At 52.8% G+C, this 19,126-nt stretch carries 22 protein-coding genes; all 22 read right to left on the bottom strand.

Going from position 1 to position 19,126, the window contains the following annotated elements; genetic code table 11:
- Positions 1-31: 31 nt before the first annotated feature.
- The 22 genes from thrB to BQ2674_RS01700 all read right to left on the bottom strand — a co-directional run bounded on the left by thrB (position 32) and on the right by BQ2674_RS01700 (position 18,997).
- On the bottom strand, positions 32-943 hold the full coding sequence (gene thrB / locus BQ2674_RS01805) for a homoserine kinase (RefSeq protein ID WP_075572162.1): 912 nt from the start codon (positions 941-943) through the stop codon (positions 32-34).
- A gap of 1 nt (position 944) precedes the next feature.
- Positions 945-2,231, bottom strand: coding sequence for a homoserine dehydrogenase (locus tag BQ2674_RS01800; RefSeq protein ID WP_075572161.1), 1,287 nt, complete (start codon positions 2,229-2,231; stop codon positions 945-947).
- 13 nt (positions 2,232-2,244) lie between these two features.
- Positions 2,245-2,697 (bottom strand): ACT domain-containing protein, encoded by a 453-nt coding sequence (locus tag BQ2674_RS01795; RefSeq protein ID WP_187364797.1) that lies wholly within the window; start codon positions 2,695-2,697, stop codon positions 2,245-2,247.
- A complete protein-coding gene (locus tag BQ2674_RS01790; protein WP_075572159.1) occupies positions 2,690-3,622 on the bottom strand; it encodes an NAD-dependent epimerase/dehydratase family protein in 933 nt (310 codons plus the stop codon). The genes BQ2674_RS01795 and BQ2674_RS01790 overlap by 8 nt, the downstream gene beginning before the upstream one ends.
- Before the next feature lie 21 nt (positions 3,623-3,643).
- Positions 3,644-4,492, bottom strand: coding sequence for a ChbG/HpnK family deacetylase (locus BQ2674_RS01785; RefSeq protein WP_075572158.1), 849 nt, complete (start codon positions 4,490-4,492; stop codon positions 3,644-3,646).
- Positions 4,493-4,498: 6 nt separating this feature from the next.
- The gene (locus tag BQ2674_RS01780; protein ID WP_075572157.1) at positions 4,499-5,437 is read right to left on the bottom strand and encodes a ribonuclease HIII; all 939 of its coding nucleotides are present in this window, start codon (positions 5,435-5,437) and stop codon (positions 4,499-4,501) included.
- On the bottom strand, positions 5,430-5,873 hold the full coding sequence (gene larC2, locus BQ2674_RS01775; RefSeq protein WP_075572156.1) for a nickel pincer cofactor biosynthesis protein LarC2: 444 nt from the start codon (positions 5,871-5,873) through the stop codon (positions 5,430-5,432). The genes BQ2674_RS01780 and larC2 overlap by 8 nt, the downstream gene beginning before the upstream one ends.
- 3 nt (positions 5,874-5,876) lie before the next feature.
- Positions 5,877-6,629 (bottom strand): nickel pincer cofactor biosynthesis protein LarB, encoded by a 753-nt coding sequence (gene larB, locus BQ2674_RS01770; RefSeq protein WP_075572155.1) that lies wholly within the window; start codon positions 6,627-6,629, stop codon positions 5,877-5,879.
- Positions 6,630-6,636: 7 nt separating this feature from the next.
- A complete protein-coding gene (locus BQ2674_RS01765; RefSeq protein ID WP_075572154.1) occupies positions 6,637-7,449 on the bottom strand; it encodes a TrmH family RNA methyltransferase in 813 nt (270 codons plus the stop codon).
- Between the two features lie 104 nt (positions 7,450-7,553).
- Positions 7,554-8,018: an ATP synthase subunit B family protein gene (locus BQ2674_RS01760; protein WP_075572153.1), complete on the bottom strand. Its 465-nt coding sequence runs from the start codon at positions 8,016-8,018 to the stop codon at positions 7,554-7,556.
- A gap of 14 nt (positions 8,019-8,032) precedes the next feature.
- The gene (gene coaD, locus BQ2674_RS01755) at positions 8,033-8,524 is read right to left on the bottom strand and encodes a pantetheine-phosphate adenylyltransferase (RefSeq protein WP_075573321.1); all 492 of its coding nucleotides are present in this window, start codon (positions 8,522-8,524) and stop codon (positions 8,033-8,035) included.
- A gap of 2 nt (positions 8,525-8,526) precedes the next feature.
- Complete coding sequence (rsmD, locus tag BQ2674_RS01750) at positions 8,527-9,084, bottom strand: 16S rRNA (guanine(966)-N(2))-methyltransferase RsmD (RefSeq protein ID WP_075572152.1); 558 nt, start codon at positions 9,082-9,084, stop codon at positions 8,527-8,529.
- Positions 9,085-9,174: 90 nt separating this feature from the next.
- Positions 9,175-9,798 carry a glycerol-3-phosphate 1-O-acyltransferase PlsY gene (gene plsY, locus BQ2674_RS01745; RefSeq protein WP_075572151.1) on the bottom strand — a complete coding sequence of 208 codons (624 nt, stop codon included), beginning with the start codon at positions 9,796-9,798 and terminating at the stop codon, positions 9,175-9,177.
- Positions 9,798-11,126 carry a ribosome biogenesis GTPase Der gene (gene der / locus BQ2674_RS01740; protein WP_075572150.1) on the bottom strand — a complete coding sequence of 443 codons (1,329 nt, stop codon included), beginning with the start codon at positions 11,124-11,126 and terminating at the stop codon, positions 9,798-9,800. The genes plsY and der overlap by 1 nt, the downstream gene beginning before the upstream one ends.
- Positions 11,127-11,138: 12 nt before the next feature.
- A complete protein-coding gene (locus BQ2674_RS01735) occupies positions 11,139-12,458 on the bottom strand; it encodes a DUF512 domain-containing protein (protein ID WP_075572149.1) in 1,320 nt (439 codons plus the stop codon).
- 65 nt (positions 12,459-12,523) lie between these two features.
- Positions 12,524-14,506, bottom strand: coding sequence for a bifunctional 4-hydroxy-3-methylbut-2-enyl diphosphate reductase/30S ribosomal protein S1 (locus BQ2674_RS01730; protein WP_075572148.1), 1,983 nt, complete (start codon positions 14,504-14,506; stop codon positions 12,524-12,526).
- The gene (locus BQ2674_RS01725; protein WP_075572147.1) at positions 14,506-15,114 is read right to left on the bottom strand and encodes a lysophospholipid acyltransferase family protein; all 609 of its coding nucleotides are present in this window, start codon (positions 15,112-15,114) and stop codon (positions 14,506-14,508) included. Before BQ2674_RS01725 ends, BQ2674_RS01730 begins: the two co-directional genes overlap by 1 nt.
- Entirely contained in the window at positions 15,111-15,782 is a 672-nt protein-coding gene (gene cmk, locus BQ2674_RS01720; protein WP_075572146.1) for a (d)CMP kinase, read from the bottom strand. The genes BQ2674_RS01725 and cmk overlap by 4 nt, the downstream gene beginning before the upstream one ends.
- 1 nt (position 15,783) lies before the next feature.
- Entirely contained in the window at positions 15,784-17,025 is a 1,242-nt protein-coding gene (locus BQ2674_RS01715; RefSeq protein ID WP_075572145.1) for a BaiN/RdsA family NAD(P)/FAD-dependent oxidoreductase, read from the bottom strand.
- Positions 17,022-17,753: a pseudouridine synthase gene (locus BQ2674_RS01710; RefSeq protein ID WP_075572144.1), complete on the bottom strand. Its 732-nt coding sequence runs from the start codon at positions 17,751-17,753 to the stop codon at positions 17,022-17,024. The genes BQ2674_RS01715 and BQ2674_RS01710 overlap by 4 nt, the downstream gene beginning before the upstream one ends.
- The gene (scpB, locus tag BQ2674_RS01705; RefSeq protein ID WP_235828785.1) at positions 17,722-18,300 is read right to left on the bottom strand and encodes an SMC-Scp complex subunit ScpB; all 579 of its coding nucleotides are present in this window, start codon (positions 18,298-18,300) and stop codon (positions 17,722-17,724) included. The genes BQ2674_RS01710 and scpB overlap by 32 nt, the downstream gene beginning before the upstream one ends.
- The gene (locus BQ2674_RS01700; RefSeq protein WP_075572142.1) at positions 18,278-18,997 is read right to left on the bottom strand and encodes a segregation and condensation protein A; all 720 of its coding nucleotides are present in this window, start codon (positions 18,995-18,997) and stop codon (positions 18,278-18,280) included. The genes scpB and BQ2674_RS01700 overlap by 23 nt, the downstream gene beginning before the upstream one ends.
- Between the last annotated feature and the right edge of the window lie 129 nt (positions 18,998-19,126).

Here is a 19,126-nt window from a genome sequence, read left to right as displayed (position 1 = left end):
CCGGCATAAACTGAGGCGGGAGCTTCATCTTTTATATAAGTTTCGCCCCTTCGTTACAAGCTTTGAGAATATGCCCGCTTGCTGTAAGTCCCGCTTGCATAAAGGCATCTTCCATCGCCGCTTGAACGGCTGCCTCGTTTTTTGTCGCAAAAGCGATAATCGTCGAGCCCGAGCCGCTCACGGTCACCCCCAGTGCGCCCGCATCGACGGCAGCCTGCAATACCTTTGCGCCGCCCGGTATGAGAGGCAGTCGGTAAGGCATGTGGAGCTTGTCTTCCAGGCCGTAAGGCAGGTGCTCATAGTGCTTGGTTATAAAGGCCGTCACAAGAAGGGCGACACGGCCGACATTAAAGACACCGTCTTTATAGGCCAGCGTCTGCGGCAAAACGGCGCGGGCCCGCTCGGTCGGCACTTCAACAGACGGGCTGACCGCAATAAAAGACAGCTCTTCATCAAGGGAAACGACCTGCGTAATCGTGCGGCCGCCGTCCATGACGGATATACACAGACCGCCGCAGAGGGCCGGCGCCACATTATCGGGATGACCTTCCAGTTTTGTCACCGCATTGAGCATGGCCTGTCTGTCCAGCCCGCCGCCGGTGAGAACGTTGCCGAGGAATATGCCTCCCGCAAGGGCTGCCGAACTGCTGCCGAGGCCGCGGGCCGGCGGGATCCGGTTGATGAGGCGCAGGACACCGCTTTTCGGCAAGGCCGTCCCGTTTAAGGCCGCCGCCTCCGCCATGGCAATGCTTGCCATATTTTCGGAAAGCGCAGTCGGTATTTCTCCTCTGCCGAGTCCTTCCACTTCCACGCGAATCCCGTCGCCGTCGTCTTCATAAAAACAAAGCTCATTATATAAAGTAAGGGCTACCCCCAAGGCATCAAAACCGGAACCGAGGTTGGCCGAGGTGGCGGGAACGCGCACACGAATTACCTTTCCCATCTTATACCTCAATCAGGCGGACGACACCGCAGAGGCAATCAATGCAGGGAAGCTCCTTAATTTCTTCCAAGGCCGTCTTCACGACACCGTTGGCCGAGCTGTCGACAAGAATAACGATTTCCGCCAATTCCTTCGTTTCGTCTTTTTGGATAAGCGAGCGAATACTGATGGCATGGCGGGCAAAAATGCCGGAAATGCTTGAGAGTACGCCGGGCGCGTTGGCCGCGATCATGCGTATATAGTAAGGAGTCTTAATCTCGCCGGCATCTTTAATTTCCGCATTACGCCACAAATAGGGTCTCTTTCCGGTCATGTCGTTGTTCACGTGCTGAATGACATTCATTACGTCGCTTACGACGGCACTCGCCGTCGGCAGGGCGCCCGCCCCCTGGCCGTAGAACATAACGTCGCCGACACAATTGCCGCGCACGTACACGGCATTATATGCATCGCCCACATTGGCCAAGGGATGGTCCTTGCGAATAAAAGCGGGGTGGACCGCCAAGGAAATACCGTCATCTTCCTGACGGGCGACGGCAAGGAGTTTTATACGGTAACCCATGGCTTTGGCATGCATAATGTCGTCTTTCGTAATCCGTTCAATCCCTTCGACGGAAACATCCGTAAAAGTGACGTACGAATGAAACCCGAGGGTTGCCAAAATTGCGATTTTACGTGCCGCATCATAGCCGCTGATGTCATTTGTCGGGTCCGCTTCGGCGTAGCCTTTGGCCTGTGCTTCCGCCAGCGCTTCTTCATAGGACAACTCCCGGTCGGTCATGCCCGTGAGGATAAAATTCGTCGTGCCGTTCATAATGCCGATAATCTCTTCGATTTTATTGCTGTTCAAAGACGAATACATGGGCCGTACGACGGGGATGCCGCCGGCAACGCTCGCTTCAAACTGAAAATCGGCGCCGTGCTCGTGAGCCAATTTAAGCAGCGGAATGCCGTAATCGGCAATGACGTCCTTGTTGGCACTGACAACGCTCTTTCCCTTTCGGAAGCATTCTTCAATGTAAATCTTGGCAAAGTCGGCGCTGCCCATGACTTCAATGACGATTTCCACATCATCGTCATTGATGATGTCGGCAAAGTCGTCGGTCACGTGAATTGTTTCCGGAAGACGGGCATCCTTATATTTGTCGACATTCCGCACGAGAATATATTTAATTGCCAAATGCGTATCCAATTGTTCTTCAATGAGGGCACCGTTCATCTTGAGCAGTTCGACGACTCCTTTACCGACAGTGCCGCAGCCGAGAAGCGCGATTGATACGTTTTTCATATACTCTTCCCTCCTATACTTGTCCGATAATGTGCACATGCTGTACGCCGGACAAGGTTTTCAACCGCCTGACCAAATCTTCTACGGAGATATCCATTTCCTTCGTTTCAACGGATATGCTCACGTTCGCCGTCCCCTGGAGCGGTATGCCCTGATTGATCGTCAAAATGCTGCCGTTGCTGTCGGCAACCGTATTAAGTACCTGCGACAGCTTGCCGGGCCGATCGGAGAGCGTCACGGACAGCGTCACCAGTTTGCCCTGCATGACGTCGTAAAAAGGCAGGACATAGTCTTTATACTTGTAATAGGCGCTGCGACTGAGATTCATCATGCAGACGGCGTCGTTAATCGTCCGCGCCTCGCCGTGCTTCAGGATCTCCTTTACTTTAATGGTCTTTTTAATAGCTTCCGGTAAAATATCTTCGCGAACCAAATAAAATTTGAAATCCTTTTTGTCTTTACTCACGAGAAGCCTCCTCTGCAAAATAAGCATATGTCGACGTAAGTCCCGGTATGAGTTTCGTATGCGGCCGCCAGTGCAGCTGCGCCTTCGCCTTGCAGTTATCCAGAGCGGAACGGATAATATCGCCGTTCCGCACGTCATCATAGTAAACGGCCGTCGTTACGCCGGACAGATAAAAGAGGATTTCCTTCAATGCGTTGACCGTCGTCTCAACGGTCGTGCCGATATTGTAAATTCCCGGCCGTACATCTCCCTGAAGAGCCGCCAAATTTGCCTGTGCCACATCCTTTACATAGACGAAATCGCGCGACTGTTCGCCGTCGCCGAAGACGGTAAGCTTTTTTCCTGCGGCGAGAGCCGTGGAAAACACATAAACTACGCCGCCTTCGCCGTGAATCCCCTGCCGTTCGCCGTAGACATTGGCGTAACGCAGAATGATGTATTCGAGACCGAAGACCTTATGGTACATTTGTAAATACTGCTCCGACACGACCTTGGACAAACCGTAAAAAGAAGTAGGCGCAACGGGCGCATCTTCCCGCAAAGGAACGTTCGGATTGTCGCCGTAGACTGCGGCGGACGAAGAAAAGACGACGCGCTTTACGCCCGTCTTGCGGGCGCTCTCCAAAACGGACAGAAGGCCCATTATATTTTCATCCGCATCGATTTGCGGATACGTCTGTGAATAGGGAACCTGCGTCTGAGCGGCCTCATGGAAAACGGCATCAAACTGTTCCTCCTCGCAAAGGGAAAGAAGCCGCTCTCCGTCACGCACGTCAAATTCATAGAATGCCGCGGCCTTATTAATGTATTCTTTCGTGCCGCTGCTCAAATTGTCTACAACGGCAACCTTGTGACCGGCTTCTATGAGGGCATCCGTTATGTGTGAACCGATAAATCCGGCACCGCCTGTTACTAGTATATTCATCTGAACTCTCCTCCGCGACCGTTAAAGCAAGTCTCCGTAATTGATAAATGCGATATTCTTTTTCTCCGCTATTGCGCGCACGCGCTCGGAAAGAAGCGCCTTGAGCTCGCTTTCCCACCGGTATCCCCACTTGAATACCTTGCCCAATTCCTTCGCCTTGCAGCCGGGGTGCATCATAATTTCATGAATGCCGAAAGGCACGGTCTCCAGCAGACAGCACAGCTTCGTTTCCGTCATGCGACCGCCGTCCGCCATGCCCCAAAAGTAATCGGTCCCGGAAAAATGCAGCCTTGCAGCGTCCCGTGCGGCCCGCTTGGCCAAAAACGTAAGGGCGTCGCGGCCGAGCATGCGCCCCGGCGGAACCGTAAATATTTTAAAGCGGTAGAGCTCTCGCGGCAGCCGCAGGCGATGGATACCGTACTTCTTCATAAGGGCCGTGACGACCGGCCACACGGGCGGTAAAACGTGCAGATGCTGATGGCTGTCTACATGTGTAACCGGCAGGCCCGTAGCGAGAATTTTTTCAATCTGTGCGGCCAGCTCGGCATAAACTTCGGAAAAGTTCACCTTCCCCGTATATACGGCGCGAATAAAGTCCATATAATTATCGGGAAAAAGGCCGTCCTCATTGACGAGAGTAGGTACTTCCCGCGGTGACAGTACGGGCGAAAGGCCGCCGACGAGGCAAAGGTGAATCCCCGTGCCCAAGCCGGGACACTGCCGTGCCATGTCCACCGCCTCGGTAAAGGCAGGTCCCGGCGCGAGCAGGCTCGTACTCGTAAGAATGCCGTATGTATGGCCTATATAAACGGCCTTGTTCACTTCGCCGTGAATTCCGAAGTCATCGGCATTAATGATTACTCTGTTCACCGTACGTCACCGTAAAAAATCGAAGGTCCTGAAATTAAGTTTGCCCACATTCTCAAAGAGGGCATCGCCATGCATAGTTCGGAACTGTTGCAAAGCGCCGTCAATGCCCGCAAAAGCTCCCTTGGGAAAAGACATGCCGTACTTTTTTTCCAATCCGGCCATGGCACATACAAAGGCATGTCTTGCTAAAACGGACGCGGCCGCCACGGCCGTATCCCGTTCGCCTTTCGGCACCTGGATAACCGTACGGCCGACGGCGGCATCTCCTAAGGCACGGAGCACATATTCGTCTTTACCGAACTTATCGATTATTATACACGGACATTTGTGCATTGACAATAATCTTTTAATGTTCTCGCCGTGAAGACCTCCCAAGAGGTGGTTGAGATTTTTTCCCGCCTCCTTATACTCTCCGTAACGGCGATTATATTCACGAGGCATATATACAGTTACAATAGTCCTGTCGCCGAGAAGCGCTTCTATTTTGCCGGCCAGGTCGGCGACAGCCGTATCCGACAGGGCTTTGCTGTCCGTCACGCCGCAGGCACGGAGGGTTTGCGCTTCTTTTTCCGTCACCATACACGCCGCCGCCGCTAAAGGGCCGAAGACGTCGCCCTTGCCGGATTCGTCGGCACCGATCCAACAATCTGTTCCGGGCGGTCTCAACTCCGTTCCCGGCACCGCGCACGCCGCTGCGGTACCGGCAACAGTACCGCCTGCGCCGCAGCACTGCTCTGCAGCTTCTTTTAAAGCCCCCGTCTTGCCCTGGACGACAAGACGTATGCCTTTTTTTCCGTTATACACGGTAATGCGCACGGTCTCACTGCCGCGCCGCCCCGTGAGCTGCCAGCCGTAGTTGATGGCATGCCCCGTATCCGTATCGATCCGGGCTTTCGCCAATTTTTCTTTTATGTCCGTCACGGCTTGTTTCAGTACCTTATCCATATTGCTTATACGCCTCTTCTTTTGCTTTTCTCTGCCACTCTTTCAAGGGGATACCCGTTGCGGCGGCTGCAGCCCTGCAATCGTCGTATTCCGCCGAAATCGTCGTAACGGCGCCTTCATACAGGCTGATTTTACAGCGAACAGTCCTGCCGTCCACGGCAACCTGCACTTCCCGCCGCTCGCAAACACGCCGCTCCACAGGGAAATACCGCACACCGATGGACGTGGTCTCGCGCAGGATAAAGCGGCTTACCTCGTCAAGAAGTGCCTGACTGCAAAGAATGCAAAGGGTCAACGCGGGCCGTCCCTTCTTCATAATAACGGGCACGGCCCATACGTCATTGACACCGGCTGCCAGGAGCCGTTCAAACAGGTATCCTGTCCACTGGGGATTCATGTCGTCAATATTGGTCTCTACTTGCCACAATGTTTCCATGTGTTACCTCAATTCATTAAGCATGGCCGCCAACCTGCCGGCACCGAAGCCGTTATCGATATTGACGACCGATATGCCGGCGGCGCAGCTGTTGAGCATGGCCAGAAGTGCCGACAGGCCGTGGAAATTGGCACCGTAGCCGATACTCGTCGGCACGGCGATGACCGGCCTGCCGACGAGGCCGCCTACGACACTCGCCAGAGCTCCTTCCATCCCGGCAACGACGACATTCACATTGGCCTGCCTGATTTCTTCCTGCCTCGCCAAGAGGCGGTGCAGACCGGCAACGCCTACGTCATAAATGCGCCGTACCCGGTTTCCCATGATTTCCGCCGTAAGTGCCGCTTCTTCCGCAACGGGAATGTCACTTGTACCGGCCGTAATGATATTGATAATGCGTTCGCCGTTGCGCATCTCCGTATTCTTATGCTGATAGACCATGCGCGCCGCCGCATCGTAACGGATCTGAGGAAACTTATCCCGCAGTCCTTCATACACGGCGGCTGCCGCACGCGTGCCGATGACATTGTCGTACTGTTTCATGAGGACGGACAGAATGTCTACGGACTGCTCTACGGTCTTGCCGGCACAGTAGACGACTTCCGGAAAGCCGCAGCGTCCGTCTCTGTCCAGATCAAGGTCGGCGAACCCGAGGTTCAGGCTCTTGCCGCTTTTTTCTTCCTGCAAGGCCGCCAAAGCATCCTCCATATTCAAATTGCCGCTCTTATAAGCCTCCAATATCTCTTCTTTCTTCATAGGGTATTCACTGCTCCTTAAATCCGGCCTGCTCCCACGCTTTATAGAGGACAACGCCGACAGTTACGGCCAAATTAAGCGATTCCGTGTCATCCCGCATAGGAACGGCAAGGAATTCCTCACCTTGCTCCATCATTTCAGCGGACAATCCGGCTCCTTCATTACCGAAGACAACAACTGACGGCCGGTGCCAGTCTATATCCGTATACACGGTCTTTGCATCGGCTGCCGTCATAAGAAGGCGACGCCCTGTTTTTTTACAATAATCCTGCAAGTCATTTCGCATAACGCCTTGGGCGACGGGTACCTTGAAGATGGCCCCCATGGCACTGCGAACGGTCTTGTCATTATACAGGTCAACGCTGTTCTCGCTGAGCAGGACGGCACCCGCACCGGTTGCTGCCGCCGTACGGATGATCGTACCCAAGTTGCCCGGGTCCTGAATGCACTCCAAGTACAAGACGGCCTTGTACGGCTCTATGTCGATAAGGTCTTGCAGTGTATATTCAAAAAACGGCAAAACGGCCGTAATGCCCTGTGTTGCCTGCGTTTCCTTTATTTTGTCGTATGCCCCGGCGGATGTGCGAAAAAATTTCCAGCCCAAGGCCCGGCCCTTTTCATAAAGAGCGGCAAAATCCGGTCCGGCAGCCGTTTTTTCCGTTACGAGGCAGATGCCGCCGCGTATGCCATTTGCCAAGGCGTCACCGACAAGGCGCATGCCTTCGGCCAGGAGCTTATGCTCTTCATACCTGTGTTTTTTCTGCTTCAGCGACAGGGCCAACCGTATAAGCCGATTGTCGCGCGATGTAATATCCTGCATCCTTGCTCCTTCACGGTAACTCTTAAAAGGCTGCATAGCCAATAAGGGGATGTGACAGAATGGGTTATTTCACATTCTGCTACATCCCCTTGGTACGCAAGCACTTATTTATTCGTATCTTGACGATTCGACTGCAATAAGCTTTCTCTGTTCTGTTTAATACTGGACAAGGTCTTTTCCAGCGTGGTTTCTACATACTTCAATACGTCGCCGGCATAGGTGATGGAGCTGTTTTTCAACTCTTCCGAAGAGCGGTTGGCATTTTGAATAATCTGATTGGCCTGTTCCTGCGACTGCCGCACGATTTCACTTTCCTCCGTCAGCTTGGCAATGTAATCTTTTGCCTGTGCCACCATGCTGTCCGCATGACGCTGCGCATCGGCAATGATCTTATCCCGTTCGGCCAACACCTTTTGTGCCTGTTCCACTTCATCGGGCATGGCGCCCTTCAATTCGTCGACAATGGACAACAGTTCTTCTTCGTCAACAACCTTTTTATTGGTAAAAGGCATTTTTGACGCATTCATAACGATACTTTCCAAGTCTTCCAATAATTTCTCTGAATTCATCTGACCCCACACCCCTATACTTGATATTTGTCTTTAAACTTTTCTTTTAAACGTCTTGCCACTGCGTCAGGCACAAGACCGTCTACTTCCCCGCCGAAACAGGCAAGTTCCCGTATGCCCGATGAGCTGAGATAGGAATAGTCCGTTTTCGTCATAATAAAAACCGTTTCAATGTCCGGCTCCAAATGCTTCATCAACAATGCTCGTTGAAATTCGTATTCAAAGTCCGTCACGGCCCGCAAGCCGCGAATAATAACGGTTACGCCCCGTTCTACGGCGTATTCGTTCAAAAGCCCCTGAAAGCTCGTGACTTCCGCATTGGGAATATGCTGCACAGCCTGTTGCAATAAGTCTTCCCTCTCCGCCATCGTAAAAAGAGGTTTTTTTACGGGATTTTCGAAAGTGGCGATAATCAACTTGTCCACGAGGCAGCTGCTTCTTTCAAAAATATCTACGTGCCCGTTCGTCACGGGATCGAAACTTCCCGGACAGATACCGATTCGCAAAATCATTCCCCTTCCCGCGAATTGACAATAAAAGAAATACGCGTTTCTTTGCCGTACTTCTTTTCTCTAACAGTCCGATATACCTTACTCGGCTCAATATCCTCGCGGCAACTGTGCTCCATAATGAAGAGACCCGCAGAAGTGAGGAGTTTATTGGCAAAAACTTCGCTGAGCGTAGTGTTTACCAAATTTTTATCATATGGAGGATCGGCAAAAATGTAGTCGAAATGTTCGCCTTTGAGTGCTGCCAAGGCACGGCCGCATTCAAGTGACAGGACCGTAACTGCGCCTGTAAAGCCGCACAAGGCGGCATTCTCCCGTATGAGCTTACCCGTGCGCACGTCGATAAAAACACACTTGTCCGCACCGCGGCTTATGGCCTCCAGGCCGAGGGCGCCCGTACCGGCAAAGATGTCCAATACACGCGTATCGACGAAGGACCTGCCTGCCGCCAATATATTGAACAGACTTTCGCGCGTGCTGTCCAAAGTAGGCCTGGTCAGCATGCCGCGCGGCGACTTTAATGTCCGTCCCCCCGCGCTGCCCGAAATAATCCTCACATAACCACCTGCTTGTACACAATCATTATACACAATTTTACGCTTATATCAAATGGAAATCAGTAATTTGCACGGTTTGACATACTATCTTTATTTCTTTCCAAGATGTTCCGCTTTAAGTTCTTTTCCCTGCACGAGACGGCGTATGTTTTCTTTGTGCCTGACGACGACAAAAAGAGCCGCCGCCGCGCCGAAAACAATAAGCGGCACGGGCTCCCCGAAAAGCCACATGACGACGGGTACAAGGACAGCCGCCGTAACGGAACCTAAGGAGACAAGCCGCGTGAGTCCCACGATGACGCACCAGACGACAAAGACGACGGCCGTCTCCCACGGTGCCAGAAAGAGCAGTACACCCAGCCCCGTTGCCACGCCCTTGCCGCCTTTGAAGCACAGAAAAACGGAACAGGAATGGCCGGCCAGAGCCGCCAGGCCGCCTGCTATCATGAAATACACCACACAGCTCGGATCGTCCGGCCCAAAGGCCAAGCCCGCCGTCTTGCCGAGATACACGCCCAAGAGTCCCTTACCCATGTCCGACGCGAGGACGGCCAGTCCCGGCACGGCACCGAGGACGCGATAGGCGTTGGTTGCGCCGATATTCTTGCTGCCGTAGTCACGCAAGTCCGTATGATAAAAAACCTTGCCTATAATGAGGCCGCTCGGCACGGAACCGATGATATAGGCGAGAAGTACGAAAACAAGAGTTGCCACTAGCCGTCCTCTCCTTTTTTACCGCGCGTCACAATACGAATGGGAGTTCCTTCAAAACCGAAGGTTTCACGCAGTCTGTTTTCTATAAACCGCTTATACGAGAAATGGAGCAGTTCAGGCGTGTTGACAAAAAGGACAAACGTCGGCGGCGCCACGGAAGCCTGTGTGAGGTAGTAAATACGCAGAGGCCTGCCGCCCTTGGCCGGCGGCGGATTCGTCAGTTGCGCATCCGCAATGAGTTCATTTAAAACGCCTGTAGCTACACGCATATGCCGCTGTTCGGAAACATACTTGACAAGATCCGCCAAGCGGTCTATGCGCTGGTGTGTAAGGGCCGACGCGTAAAGAATGGGCGCGTATTGCAAAAAGGCGAGTTCGCGGCGTATGTCTTCCGTATAGCGAAGAGGCGTCTTGCTGTCTTTCGTAATGAGATCCCACTTATTGACGATAATGATGCAGCCTTTGCCGGACTCGTGAATGTAGCCGGCAATTTTCTTATCCTGTTCCGTCACGCCTTCGACGGCGTCAAGGACGAGAACGGTTACGTCGGAGCGGTCAATGGAGCGCAGTGCACGGACGACGCTGTACCGCTCTACAGGCAAATTGATTTTTCCCTTGCGCCGCATGCCGGCCGTATCGATGAGAACGAAGTCCGTACCGTCGTGGTGCCACCGCGTATCTATGGCATCGCGTGTCGTGCCGGCAATGTCGCTGACAATAACCCGTTCCTTGCCGAGCAAAGCGTTCGTCAGAGACGATTTGCCCACGTTCGGCCGGCCGACGAGGGCGACGTGCACCGTATCTTCGTCTTCTTCCGCAGGCGGAATGGATTCAATATGTTTCAATACTTCATCGAGAAGATCGCCCAGGTTCATGAGGTTGACGGCGGACACGCCGACGGGATCGCCAAGGCCGAGGCCGTAGAATTCATATATATTCATCTCCTGTTCCACACTGTCGATCTTATTGACGACGAGGATGACGGGTTTTCCCGACGAACGCAGAAGAGCGGCGATTTCCAGGTCCTGCGGCTGAATGCCCGTCTTGCCGTCGACGACGTAAAGGATGACATCGGCTTCGCGGATAGCCAATTCCGCCTGATAGCGCATGGATGTGAAAATCGTGTTGTCCGAATCGACAAACTCAATGCCGCCCGTGTCGATGAGCGTAAATTCGCGTCCGAGCCATTCGGCATCAAAATAAATGCGATCGCGCGTGACGCCGGGAATGTCTTCGACTATGGATACCCGCTTTTTCACGATGGCATTGAAAAGCGTGGACTTACCCACGTTCGGCCGTCCCACGACGGCAACTAAAGGTTTATACATATATATCTCCTTTTATTCTTTCCAGTGATAGAGCAGTTCTTTCAGCTGCGGCGCAAACTCGCTGACCGCGACGGGAACACCGATTTTCTCGGTAAACGCCCGCAGCGTAACGTCGTCCAGGAAGAGCTCTTCACCCTTACGCAGCGCCGTACCCGGTATAATCAGACCGTCGTATTTTTCCGGCAGGGCCTGCCATGCGTTTACCATATCGCCTGCCGTCAAGAGGCCGGCCACGTTTATTTGTGTGCCGAAGTACCTGTTCTCAACGGGAATGACGTCAACTTCCAAGTTTTCCATGCGCACCTCATCAACCAGGCCGCGTAAAAAATCGGCAGCCAAAGTGCCCGTAAAGAGGGCCAGACGCAGAGGCTTTTCATACGCCGTGCGGACCTTCCCTCCCCAGTCATGCCACTGCCGCTCGAAATAGCGGAGCATGCCGATGCCGTCTTCAATCTGCTCATAGCCGTCGTAATATTCATCGGGCGGCACGGCTTCTTCGGCTTTGAGGTAAAATTCGTCAGCCAAATAGACAAAGCTGCCGCCGCCTTTTTCTCTGTTTTCTTTTATAAAAGGACGGGCGCGTCTGATAATATCGGCGGCAATTTCCTTTGTTACAGGCTGCAGTTCGTCGCAGGCCGGGCGAAACTTCGTTGTCCCCAAGGGTACGACGGCAACACCGAGTATATTAGGACCGAGAGCATATAAATCCTCCAGGGTACGTGTAAACTCGTCACCGTCATTATAACCCGGCACGAGCACGATTTGACAATACAGGGAAATGTCATTATCCGTCAGCCGCCGCAGCTGATCCAATATATTTTCCGTCCGCTCCTGCCGCATCATACGCTTGCGTAAGACGCCGTTTGTCGTATGAACGGACACATGAAGCGGGGAAAGATGGTATTGCGTAATACGCCTGACGTCCGCTTCCGACAAATTGGAGAGCGTAATGAAGCTGCCCGTAAGAAAGGACATGCGGTAGTCATCGTCCTTTACATAGAGAGATGCTCTCATCCCCTGCGGCATTTGCGCAATAAAGCAAAAAATGCAGTTGTTGCGGCACTGCCGTATGTGGTCGAAAACGGCCGACTCCATGGTAATGCCGATATCTTCACCAAAGCGTTTTTGAAAGTAACACTCCCGGAAAGAATCGCCGTCACGAACGACAAGACGTACTTCTTCATCGGCAAGAGCAAAATTCAGGTCAATTAAATCGCCCACTTTTTGCCCGTTTACGGAGACAATCGTGTCACCTGCACGAAGCCCTTGCTTCTCAGCGCGACTGCCCGCTTCCACATTGGCGATAACTGCTTTTGTCTCCTGTTTTTCCATATAAAACCTCGCAGAATAAGAAAAAGAGGGCAATCGCGGAATATCGATTACCCTCCGGTGTGAACTTAGTTATCTTCTACAGCGTCTCCAATGGTACCTTCCCGGTCATCCTGCTCGTTAGCCAAATAATTTCTGACTTCCCGCTCCGCTTCATCCTGCTGTGCCGCAAGAACACTCAAAGATATCTTCTTTTTATCAGTATCGATTCCGATAATCTTTACATCCAATACATCGCCTACATTGACCAAATCCTTTACGACGGCGCCGCGCTTATCCGTCAGTTCGGAAACGTGCAGGAGGCCCTGCAGTTCCGGATCGATTGCCAAAATAGCGCCGAAAGGCAGGAGTTTCTTGACTTCCCCCTTAACGACGTCGCCGACTTCAAATTTTTCAATAGCCGCAATCCACGGATTTTTCTGCAATGCCTTCAAAGAAAGGGAAATGCGGTCCCGTTCTTCATCGAATTTTTGCACCAGCACCTGAATCGTTTCACCGACAGTGAGGACGGAGTCGACGGAGTTGATGCGCTTCCATGAAATATCGGAAATGTGCAGAAGTCCTTCTACGCCGCCGATGTCGATAAACGCGCCGTAGGGCATGATTTTAACAACCGTGCCGTCAACGACGGAGCCTTCCTGAATGGTAGCCAATACTTCTGCGCGTTTCCGTTCCCGTTCCGCTTCCAACACGGCTTTACGGGAGAGGACGAGGCGGTTTTTCCGTTCGTCCATGTCGATAACCTTCACCGTAAACGTCTTGCCTACGAGGTAGTCGAGGGATTTTACAAAGCGTACATCCCCTTGGGAAAGAGGAATAAAGCCGCGCAGCGATTTAATCGTAACGACGAGGCCGGCCTTGTTCGTTTCTTTGCCGACGCATTCGATGAGCTCATCCGCTTCATAAGCGGCACGCACTTCTTTCCAGTCTTCCACCTTCTTCATGCGTACCAACGAAACGACAATGGAACCTTCTTCTTTGATATTATTGGCAATTTCAACGGTCAGCTGATCGCCTACTTTGACAAAGTCGCTTGCCTTTTCCGGTGCCGGTACGGCCATTTCTTTTTTCGGCAAAACCGCTTCCGCTTTCGTGCCGATGGAAACATAGGCTGCATCATCATTCACAGAAATAACCGTGCCGTTTACCACGTCGCCCTTCTTCGGATTTTCTTCATAGTCATACTGATCCAACAACTCTTCACTCATTACCTCTGTGCCTTCAGTTTGCAAATCTTCCATCATCTTAACAACCTCCTGTATTATCCAGTCCGGTGTGGAAGCACCGGCAGTAACGCCTATATCACGCATACCTGTAAAACGGGAACAGTCCAGCTCCGCCGCCGTCTCAACGTGGTATGTGGGACAACCCTGCTCGGCGCAGACCTGTGCAAGGCGCCCCGTATTGGCACTGTTTTTCCCGCCGATAACGATCATGGCGTCAACTTTTCGTGCCAGCTCAACAGCCGCTTCCTGCCGCTGTCTCGTAGCCGTGCATATCGTCATATACACGTCAAGGTGTCCTGTCTTTTCGGCCAATACAGATTCAATCTGTTTAAACCGCGTCTGCGAAAACGTCGTCTGCACTACGACTCCCATACTTTCACAGTAGGGAATCTCCTTCGCTTCTTCAACCTTATCTATTATAATAGCACGATTACCACCCCATTGGGAAATACTAATTACTTCAGGATGGTCTTTTTCGCCTATTATAATCAATACTTTTTTTGCATTAATAACTTTCCTGGCGTCTTGTTGTGCCTTTTTGACATGAGGGCATGTCGCATCGACAACATGCAAATGTTTTTTCTCCGCCTTTTCGTATACATCCGGTCCGACACCGTGGGAACGAATCAAGATGTTGGCACCGTCGGCCACGTCGTCAAGCGTTGTGACGGGGGCCACACCCTTTGCGGCGAGAGTTTCAACAACCTGCGGATTATGAATAATCGGCCCGAGCGTGCTCGTTCCCGGCTCCGCGGCGGAAGCCAGGTCTACGGCACGCCGCACGCCGTAACAAAAGCCGCAGGCCGCCGCAATATGCACTTTCATCAACTTTTCCCTCCGTGTTCGGCCAACATTCCTCCAATGATGTCGCGCACTTTTTCAGTCAATGCGTTTACCGTATCTTTGTCCGACGGATTCCCTTCAGGCATGATCAGTTCGCCGAAAGCCACGCAGACGGGACCGCTTTTTTTCGGCAGCGTTCCCGAATTGACGATAGCCGCCGGCAGGATGGGCACCTTCGCCTTTAAAGCAATGGCCGCCATGCCTTCATGAAACTTGCCGAGGCTGCCCGTATTGCGGCTCGTCCCTTCCGGATATATACCGAGGACGTGCCCTTCTTTGAGGACTCGCAAAGACTCGGCAACCGCTTTTCGGTCTATACGTCCCCGGCGGACGGGAAAGGTATGCACATAACGCAGGAACCATCCCATAACGGGATTGCGGAAGAGCTCTTCCTTTGCCATAAAATGAATGAGCCTGTTGTTCATCGCCGTTCCCAAGAGGGGCGGATCGAAATATCCCGCATGATTGGCGGCTACAATAAAGGCGCCTTCACGCGGAATATGTTCTCTGCCGTAAACCTTCATGCCGAGCCAAATATATGTAATGATATTGAACATGGAACGAATAACCGAATACCAAAAATTCCTCATACTTCCCTTTCCGCAATCAATCGGCAAATAACGTCGGCCGTTTCTTCAAGTGTCATATCGCTGTTATCGACATGAACGGCATCCTCCGCTTCGCGGAGCGGCGAGATCTCCCGTTCGCTGTCCATCCGATCGCGAACCGCAATATCCCGTTCCATATCGGCAAGCGTCGTCGTTTTACGTCCTCTTTCTTTCATTTCCAACCAACGTCTCCTAGCACGCGATGCAATGGACGCGGTCAGAAATACTTTTAATTCCGCCTGCGGCAAGACGACCGTGCCGATGTCGCGGCCGTCCAAAATTACGCCGCCTGCGGCCGCCATCTGTTGCTGTAATTGTACCAATTTTTGCCGCACCGCCGCAAGAGCGGCTACGGCGGACACCTGTCCCGTCACCTCGGGCTCACGAATGGCATCGGTCACGTCGGCCGCATTAACGAAGACACGATCCGCGTTCCCCGTCTCCAAGACGACATCCGTCGTATCGAGGAGACGCCTTACGGCGCCTTCATCCTGAATGTCCGTCTTTTTCCGCAGCATTTGCCACGTTATGGCACGGTACATGGCGCCCGTATCGATATACAAATAACCGACCCGTTTGGCAGCGAGTTTGGCAACGCTGCTCTTACCTGCACCGGCCGGCCCGTCTATGGCCACACTGATTTTTTTCATCTCATTCGTCCTCTTGTAAAGCCGCCGCCGTCCCGGCCACATAGCCCGTAGAAAAAGCGGCCTGTAAATTGTATCCGCCCGTAAGGGCGTCAATATCCATGACTTCGCCGGCAAAGTATAAATGAGGCACAAGCTTCGACTCCATGGTCTGCGGTGAAATTTCTTTTACACTTACGCCGCCTGCCGTAACGACAGCCTCTTCAATGGGCCGTGTTCCCGTTACGGTAAGCTGCAGGTTCTGCAGAACATAGGCGATTTGCCGGCGTGCCGCCGCCGGCAGCTGACTTGCCTGCAAATCCGCCGCCACGCCGGCCCGGGCCAGAACGACGGGAATAAGCCGGTGCGGTAAAAGGTCCCGCATGGCATTTTCCATTTGCTTTCGCTCGTATTTTTCAAAGTCCCGCTTCAATCGTGCAAGCATTTTCTCTTCCGACAAAGCCGGTTTCAGGTTGATAACGAGTTCCATGGGAAATTCAGCCTTTCCCTTATGTGCCGCAGCCGTACTGAGAAGAAGGATAACAGGCCCCGATACGCCGAAATGAGTAAAAATCATTTCACCGAAACGGGAATCTATTTTCTTCCTTCCCTTCCACAAGGTCGCTTCCACGTTTTTCAAGGATAATCCCGACAAATCGTGCACCCATTTATGAGGAGATACAAAGGGCACGAGAGAAGGTTTCAGTTCCTTCAGCGTATGTCCCTGCAAGACCGCAAATCGGTACCCGTCGCCGGTCGAACCCGTGACGGGATAGGACACGCCGCCGGTAGCGATAATGCACGCATCACCGGCTGTCTTTCCGGCCGCCGCTTCGACAAACCACCGCCCGTTTTCTTCATAAATACTTTCAACCGCTTCGTTTAAACACAGGGTCACGCCCTTGTCCCGTAAAACGCGGTAGAAAAACTTGCGCACTTCCACGGCGCTTTGCGATACCGGAAAAACACGGCCGCCCCGTTCTTCTACGGTCTCCAGGCCCCACCGGCGAAGCTTGGCCCTAAGGTCCGTGTTGCTGAAGCGGCCGTACGCACTGAAAAGAAATTTACCGTTTCCCGGTGTACGTGCAATAAATTCGCTCATCGGGCAGGTATTCGTCAAATTACAGCGCCCTTTGCCGGTAATTCCCATTTTCTTGCCGACAATATCATTTTTTTCAAAAACCGTCACCTTCGCGCCCGCTTCCGCGGCGGCAAGAGCCGCCATAATTCCGGCGGCGCCGGCGCCGACAATAAGTACGTGTTTCACGGCTGCTCCTGTTTATACTTATATAAACCTCTAATTTCCTCACGCGTAAGGCGGCGATAGGCACCGCGTTTTACGCCGTTCAGCGTGAGGAAGGCATACTGCGTACGCCGCAGGTTGTGTACGCGGAAGCCGAAGTATTCAAACATGCGCCGCACCTGCCGGTTGCGCCCTTCATGAATGGTAATTTCCATCTCCGTAATGCCGGTCTTGTCATCAAAGCCGTTGTACGTGACGACGGCCGGCGCCGTCATGCCGTCGTCAAGCGGAATGCCGTCAGCCAGCTTTTTCAATATTACATCGCTTACACGCCCTTTTACGCGAACGGCATAAGTCTTATCGACAAGGCGCCCGGGATGCATGAGGATGTTGGCCAGCTCGCCGTCATTGGTCATAAGCAGGAGGCCTTCCGTATTCTGGTCGAGGCGTCCTACGGGATAAATGCGTCCCTTCACTTTGCGGAAATAATCCATTACCGTCGTCCTGTCCCGCTCGTCCTTCACGGTCGTAATGACGCCCTTGGGCTTATTGAAGAGATAGTACTGCTTCACGGGCTTTTCCAAGCGCTTGCCGTCAACGACGACGATGTCCTTTTCCGGATTCACCTTAACTCCGGGCGTCTTAATCACGACACCGTTTACGCGCACGCGCCCTGCGGCAATCATCTCTTCCGCCGCCCGCCGCGACGCGACGCCGCAATTACTCATTACCTTCTGTAACCGTTCGCTCATCCGCTTCCCCTCCTTCTGTGCGCTCTCCTTCCGACACCGGCATGTGCTGCGCCAAATCTTCTATCGAATCAATACCCAGGCATTCCAAAAAATAAGGCGACGTACCGTACAAAATAGGTCTGCCCGGGCTGTCCTTTCTGCCCAGATCCGCAATTAAATCCTGCTGCAATAAAACAGCCATCAGGCGTTCCGACGAAACTCCCCGTATTTTTTCGACTTCCGCCCTCGTCACGGGCTGCTTGAATGCAACGATGGCCAAGACCTCCATGGCCGCAGGCGACAGCTCTTTAACGCTCTCCCGGCGCCAGTGCAGCTTTTCGTAAAGCTCCCCCTTCGTTGCCAACTGATAGCCGCCGGCAAGACGCATAAGGGAAATGCCGCTTATATCTTCGGCCAAATGCCGCTCCAAAGACGCGGCAGCCGCTTCCACCCGCTTACGGGGCCACTGCATGTGAATACTGATGTCATCAGTACTCATAGGCCGGCCGCTTAAAAAGAGAAGCCCTTCCAGGAGAGCCGTATCTTCATCCGACGTACTGTAAAGCAAGCGTATTCCCCTCCTCTCCGTCCGACACGGTTCGGCAACGGCCGACCTTCAGGAGTTCCAGGACGGCCAAAAAGGTCATGACCAATTCCAAGCGCGTGCGGCAACGCCGAAAGACGGCGACCACCGTTTGCGGTTCCCGCGCTTTGCGGAGCAGATTCGTAACCGCCTCTGTACATTCGGCAACACTGCAGATTTCCCGCTCAATATGCACGGTCTGCGGCGGCTCCTTCTCGCGCATAGCCTTGCGGACGATCTGAAACGCCCGCAACAGGGCATCCTTTTCTATGACGCCGGAAAACTTCGCTTCGTACGCAAAAGGCGTCCGTTCACGGCTCATAAAGTACTGCCGCTTTTCCTTCAAATCCGCAAAAATGAGGGCCGCCTCCTTCATGCGTTTGTATTCGACGAGGCGCCGTACCAGATCTTCTTCCGGATCATCATCGTCCTCATCGCCCGTTACCTCCGTCTTCGGCAGGAGGTTACGCGACTTTATTTGCAGCAGCGTCGCCGCCATGAGAAAAAACTTGCTGCCGTAATTTACGTCGAAGCTTTCGATTTGCGCGACATAAGCATTGAACTGGTCCGCGATTTCCGCAATGGGTATATTATAAATATCGACCTTATTCTTTTCAATCAAATAAAGGAGCAAGTCCAAAGGTCCTTCAAAATCGGACACTTTATAACGATATTCTTCCATATTGTCCCTTCCGGCCGTCTTTCGAACAACTTAAAAAGAGTGTAACAGAATGAAGTTGCATCCTGTTACACTCCCTTCGCTGCCGTAAAGAATTCCCGGCCCGAAATGCCCGAACCGACTATCCTGTTA

Source organism: Megasphaera coli (genome assembly GCF_900095855.1).
In the GTDB taxonomy this organism is placed as follows: Bacteria; Bacillota; Negativicutes; order Veillonellales; family Megasphaeraceae; genus Megasphaera; species Megasphaera massiliensis_A.
Note: the sequence above shows the minus strand (reverse complement) of the source record. Positions and strands in the feature narration are given on the sequence as shown.

What these genes read in the sequence shown, in the direction of transcription:
- BQ2674_RS01800 (WP_075572161.1), bottom strand. Translation starts at nt 2,231, where the DNA reads ATGAAAAACGTATCAATCGCGCTTCTCGGCTGCGGCACTGTCGGTAAA.
- BQ2674_RS01760 (WP_075572153.1), bottom strand. Translation starts at nt 8,018, where the DNA reads ATGAATTCAGAGAAATTATTGGAAGACTTGGAAAGTATCGTTATGAAT.
- larC2 (WP_075572156.1), bottom strand. Translation starts at nt 5,873, where the DNA reads ATGGAAACATTGTGGCAAGTAGAGACCAATATTGACGACATGAATCCC.
- BQ2674_RS01790 (WP_075572159.1), bottom strand. Translation starts at nt 3,622, where the DNA reads ATGAATATACTAGTAACAGGCGGTGCCGGATTTATCGGTTCACACATA.
- BQ2674_RS01700 (WP_075572142.1), bottom strand. Translation starts at nt 18,997, where the DNA reads ATGGAAGAATATCGTTATAAAGTGTCCGATTTTGAAGGACCTTTGGAC.
- der (WP_075572150.1), bottom strand. Translation starts at nt 11,126, where the DNA reads ATGTATAAACCTTTAGTTGCCGTCGTGGGACGGCCGAACGTGGGTAAG.
- cmk (WP_075572146.1), bottom strand. Translation starts at nt 15,782, where the DNA reads ATGAAAAAAATCAGTGTGGCCATAGACGGGCCGGCCGGTGCAGGTAAG.
- BQ2674_RS01780 (WP_075572157.1), bottom strand. Translation starts at nt 5,437, where the DNA reads ATGGATAAGGTACTGAAACAAGCCGTGACGGACATAAAAGAAAAATTG.
- BQ2674_RS01735 (WP_075572149.1), bottom strand. Translation starts at nt 12,458, where the DNA reads ATGGAAAAACAGGAGACAAAAGCAGTTATCGCCAATGTGGAAGCGGGC.
- BQ2674_RS01710 (WP_075572144.1), bottom strand. Translation starts at nt 17,753, where the DNA reads ATGAGCGAACGGTTACAGAAGGTAATGAGTAATTGCGGCGTCGCGTCG.
- BQ2674_RS01730 (WP_075572148.1), bottom strand. Translation starts at nt 14,506, where the DNA reads ATGAAAGTGCATATTGCGGCGGCCTGCGGCTTTTGTTACGGCGTGCGG.
- BQ2674_RS01725 (WP_075572147.1), bottom strand. Translation starts at nt 15,114, where the DNA reads ATGAGGAATTTTTGGTATTCGGTTATTCGTTCCATGTTCAATATCATT.
- thrB (WP_075572162.1), bottom strand. Translation starts at nt 943, where the DNA reads ATGGGAAAGGTAATTCGTGTGCGCGTTCCCGCCACCTCGGCCAACCTC.
- BQ2674_RS01765 (WP_075572154.1), bottom strand. Translation starts at nt 7,449, where the DNA reads ATGCAGGATATTACATCGCGCGACAATCGGCTTATACGGTTGGCCCTG.
- larB (WP_075572155.1), bottom strand. Translation starts at nt 6,629, where the DNA reads ATGAAGAAAGAAGAGATATTGGAGGCTTATAAGAGCGGCAATTTGAAT.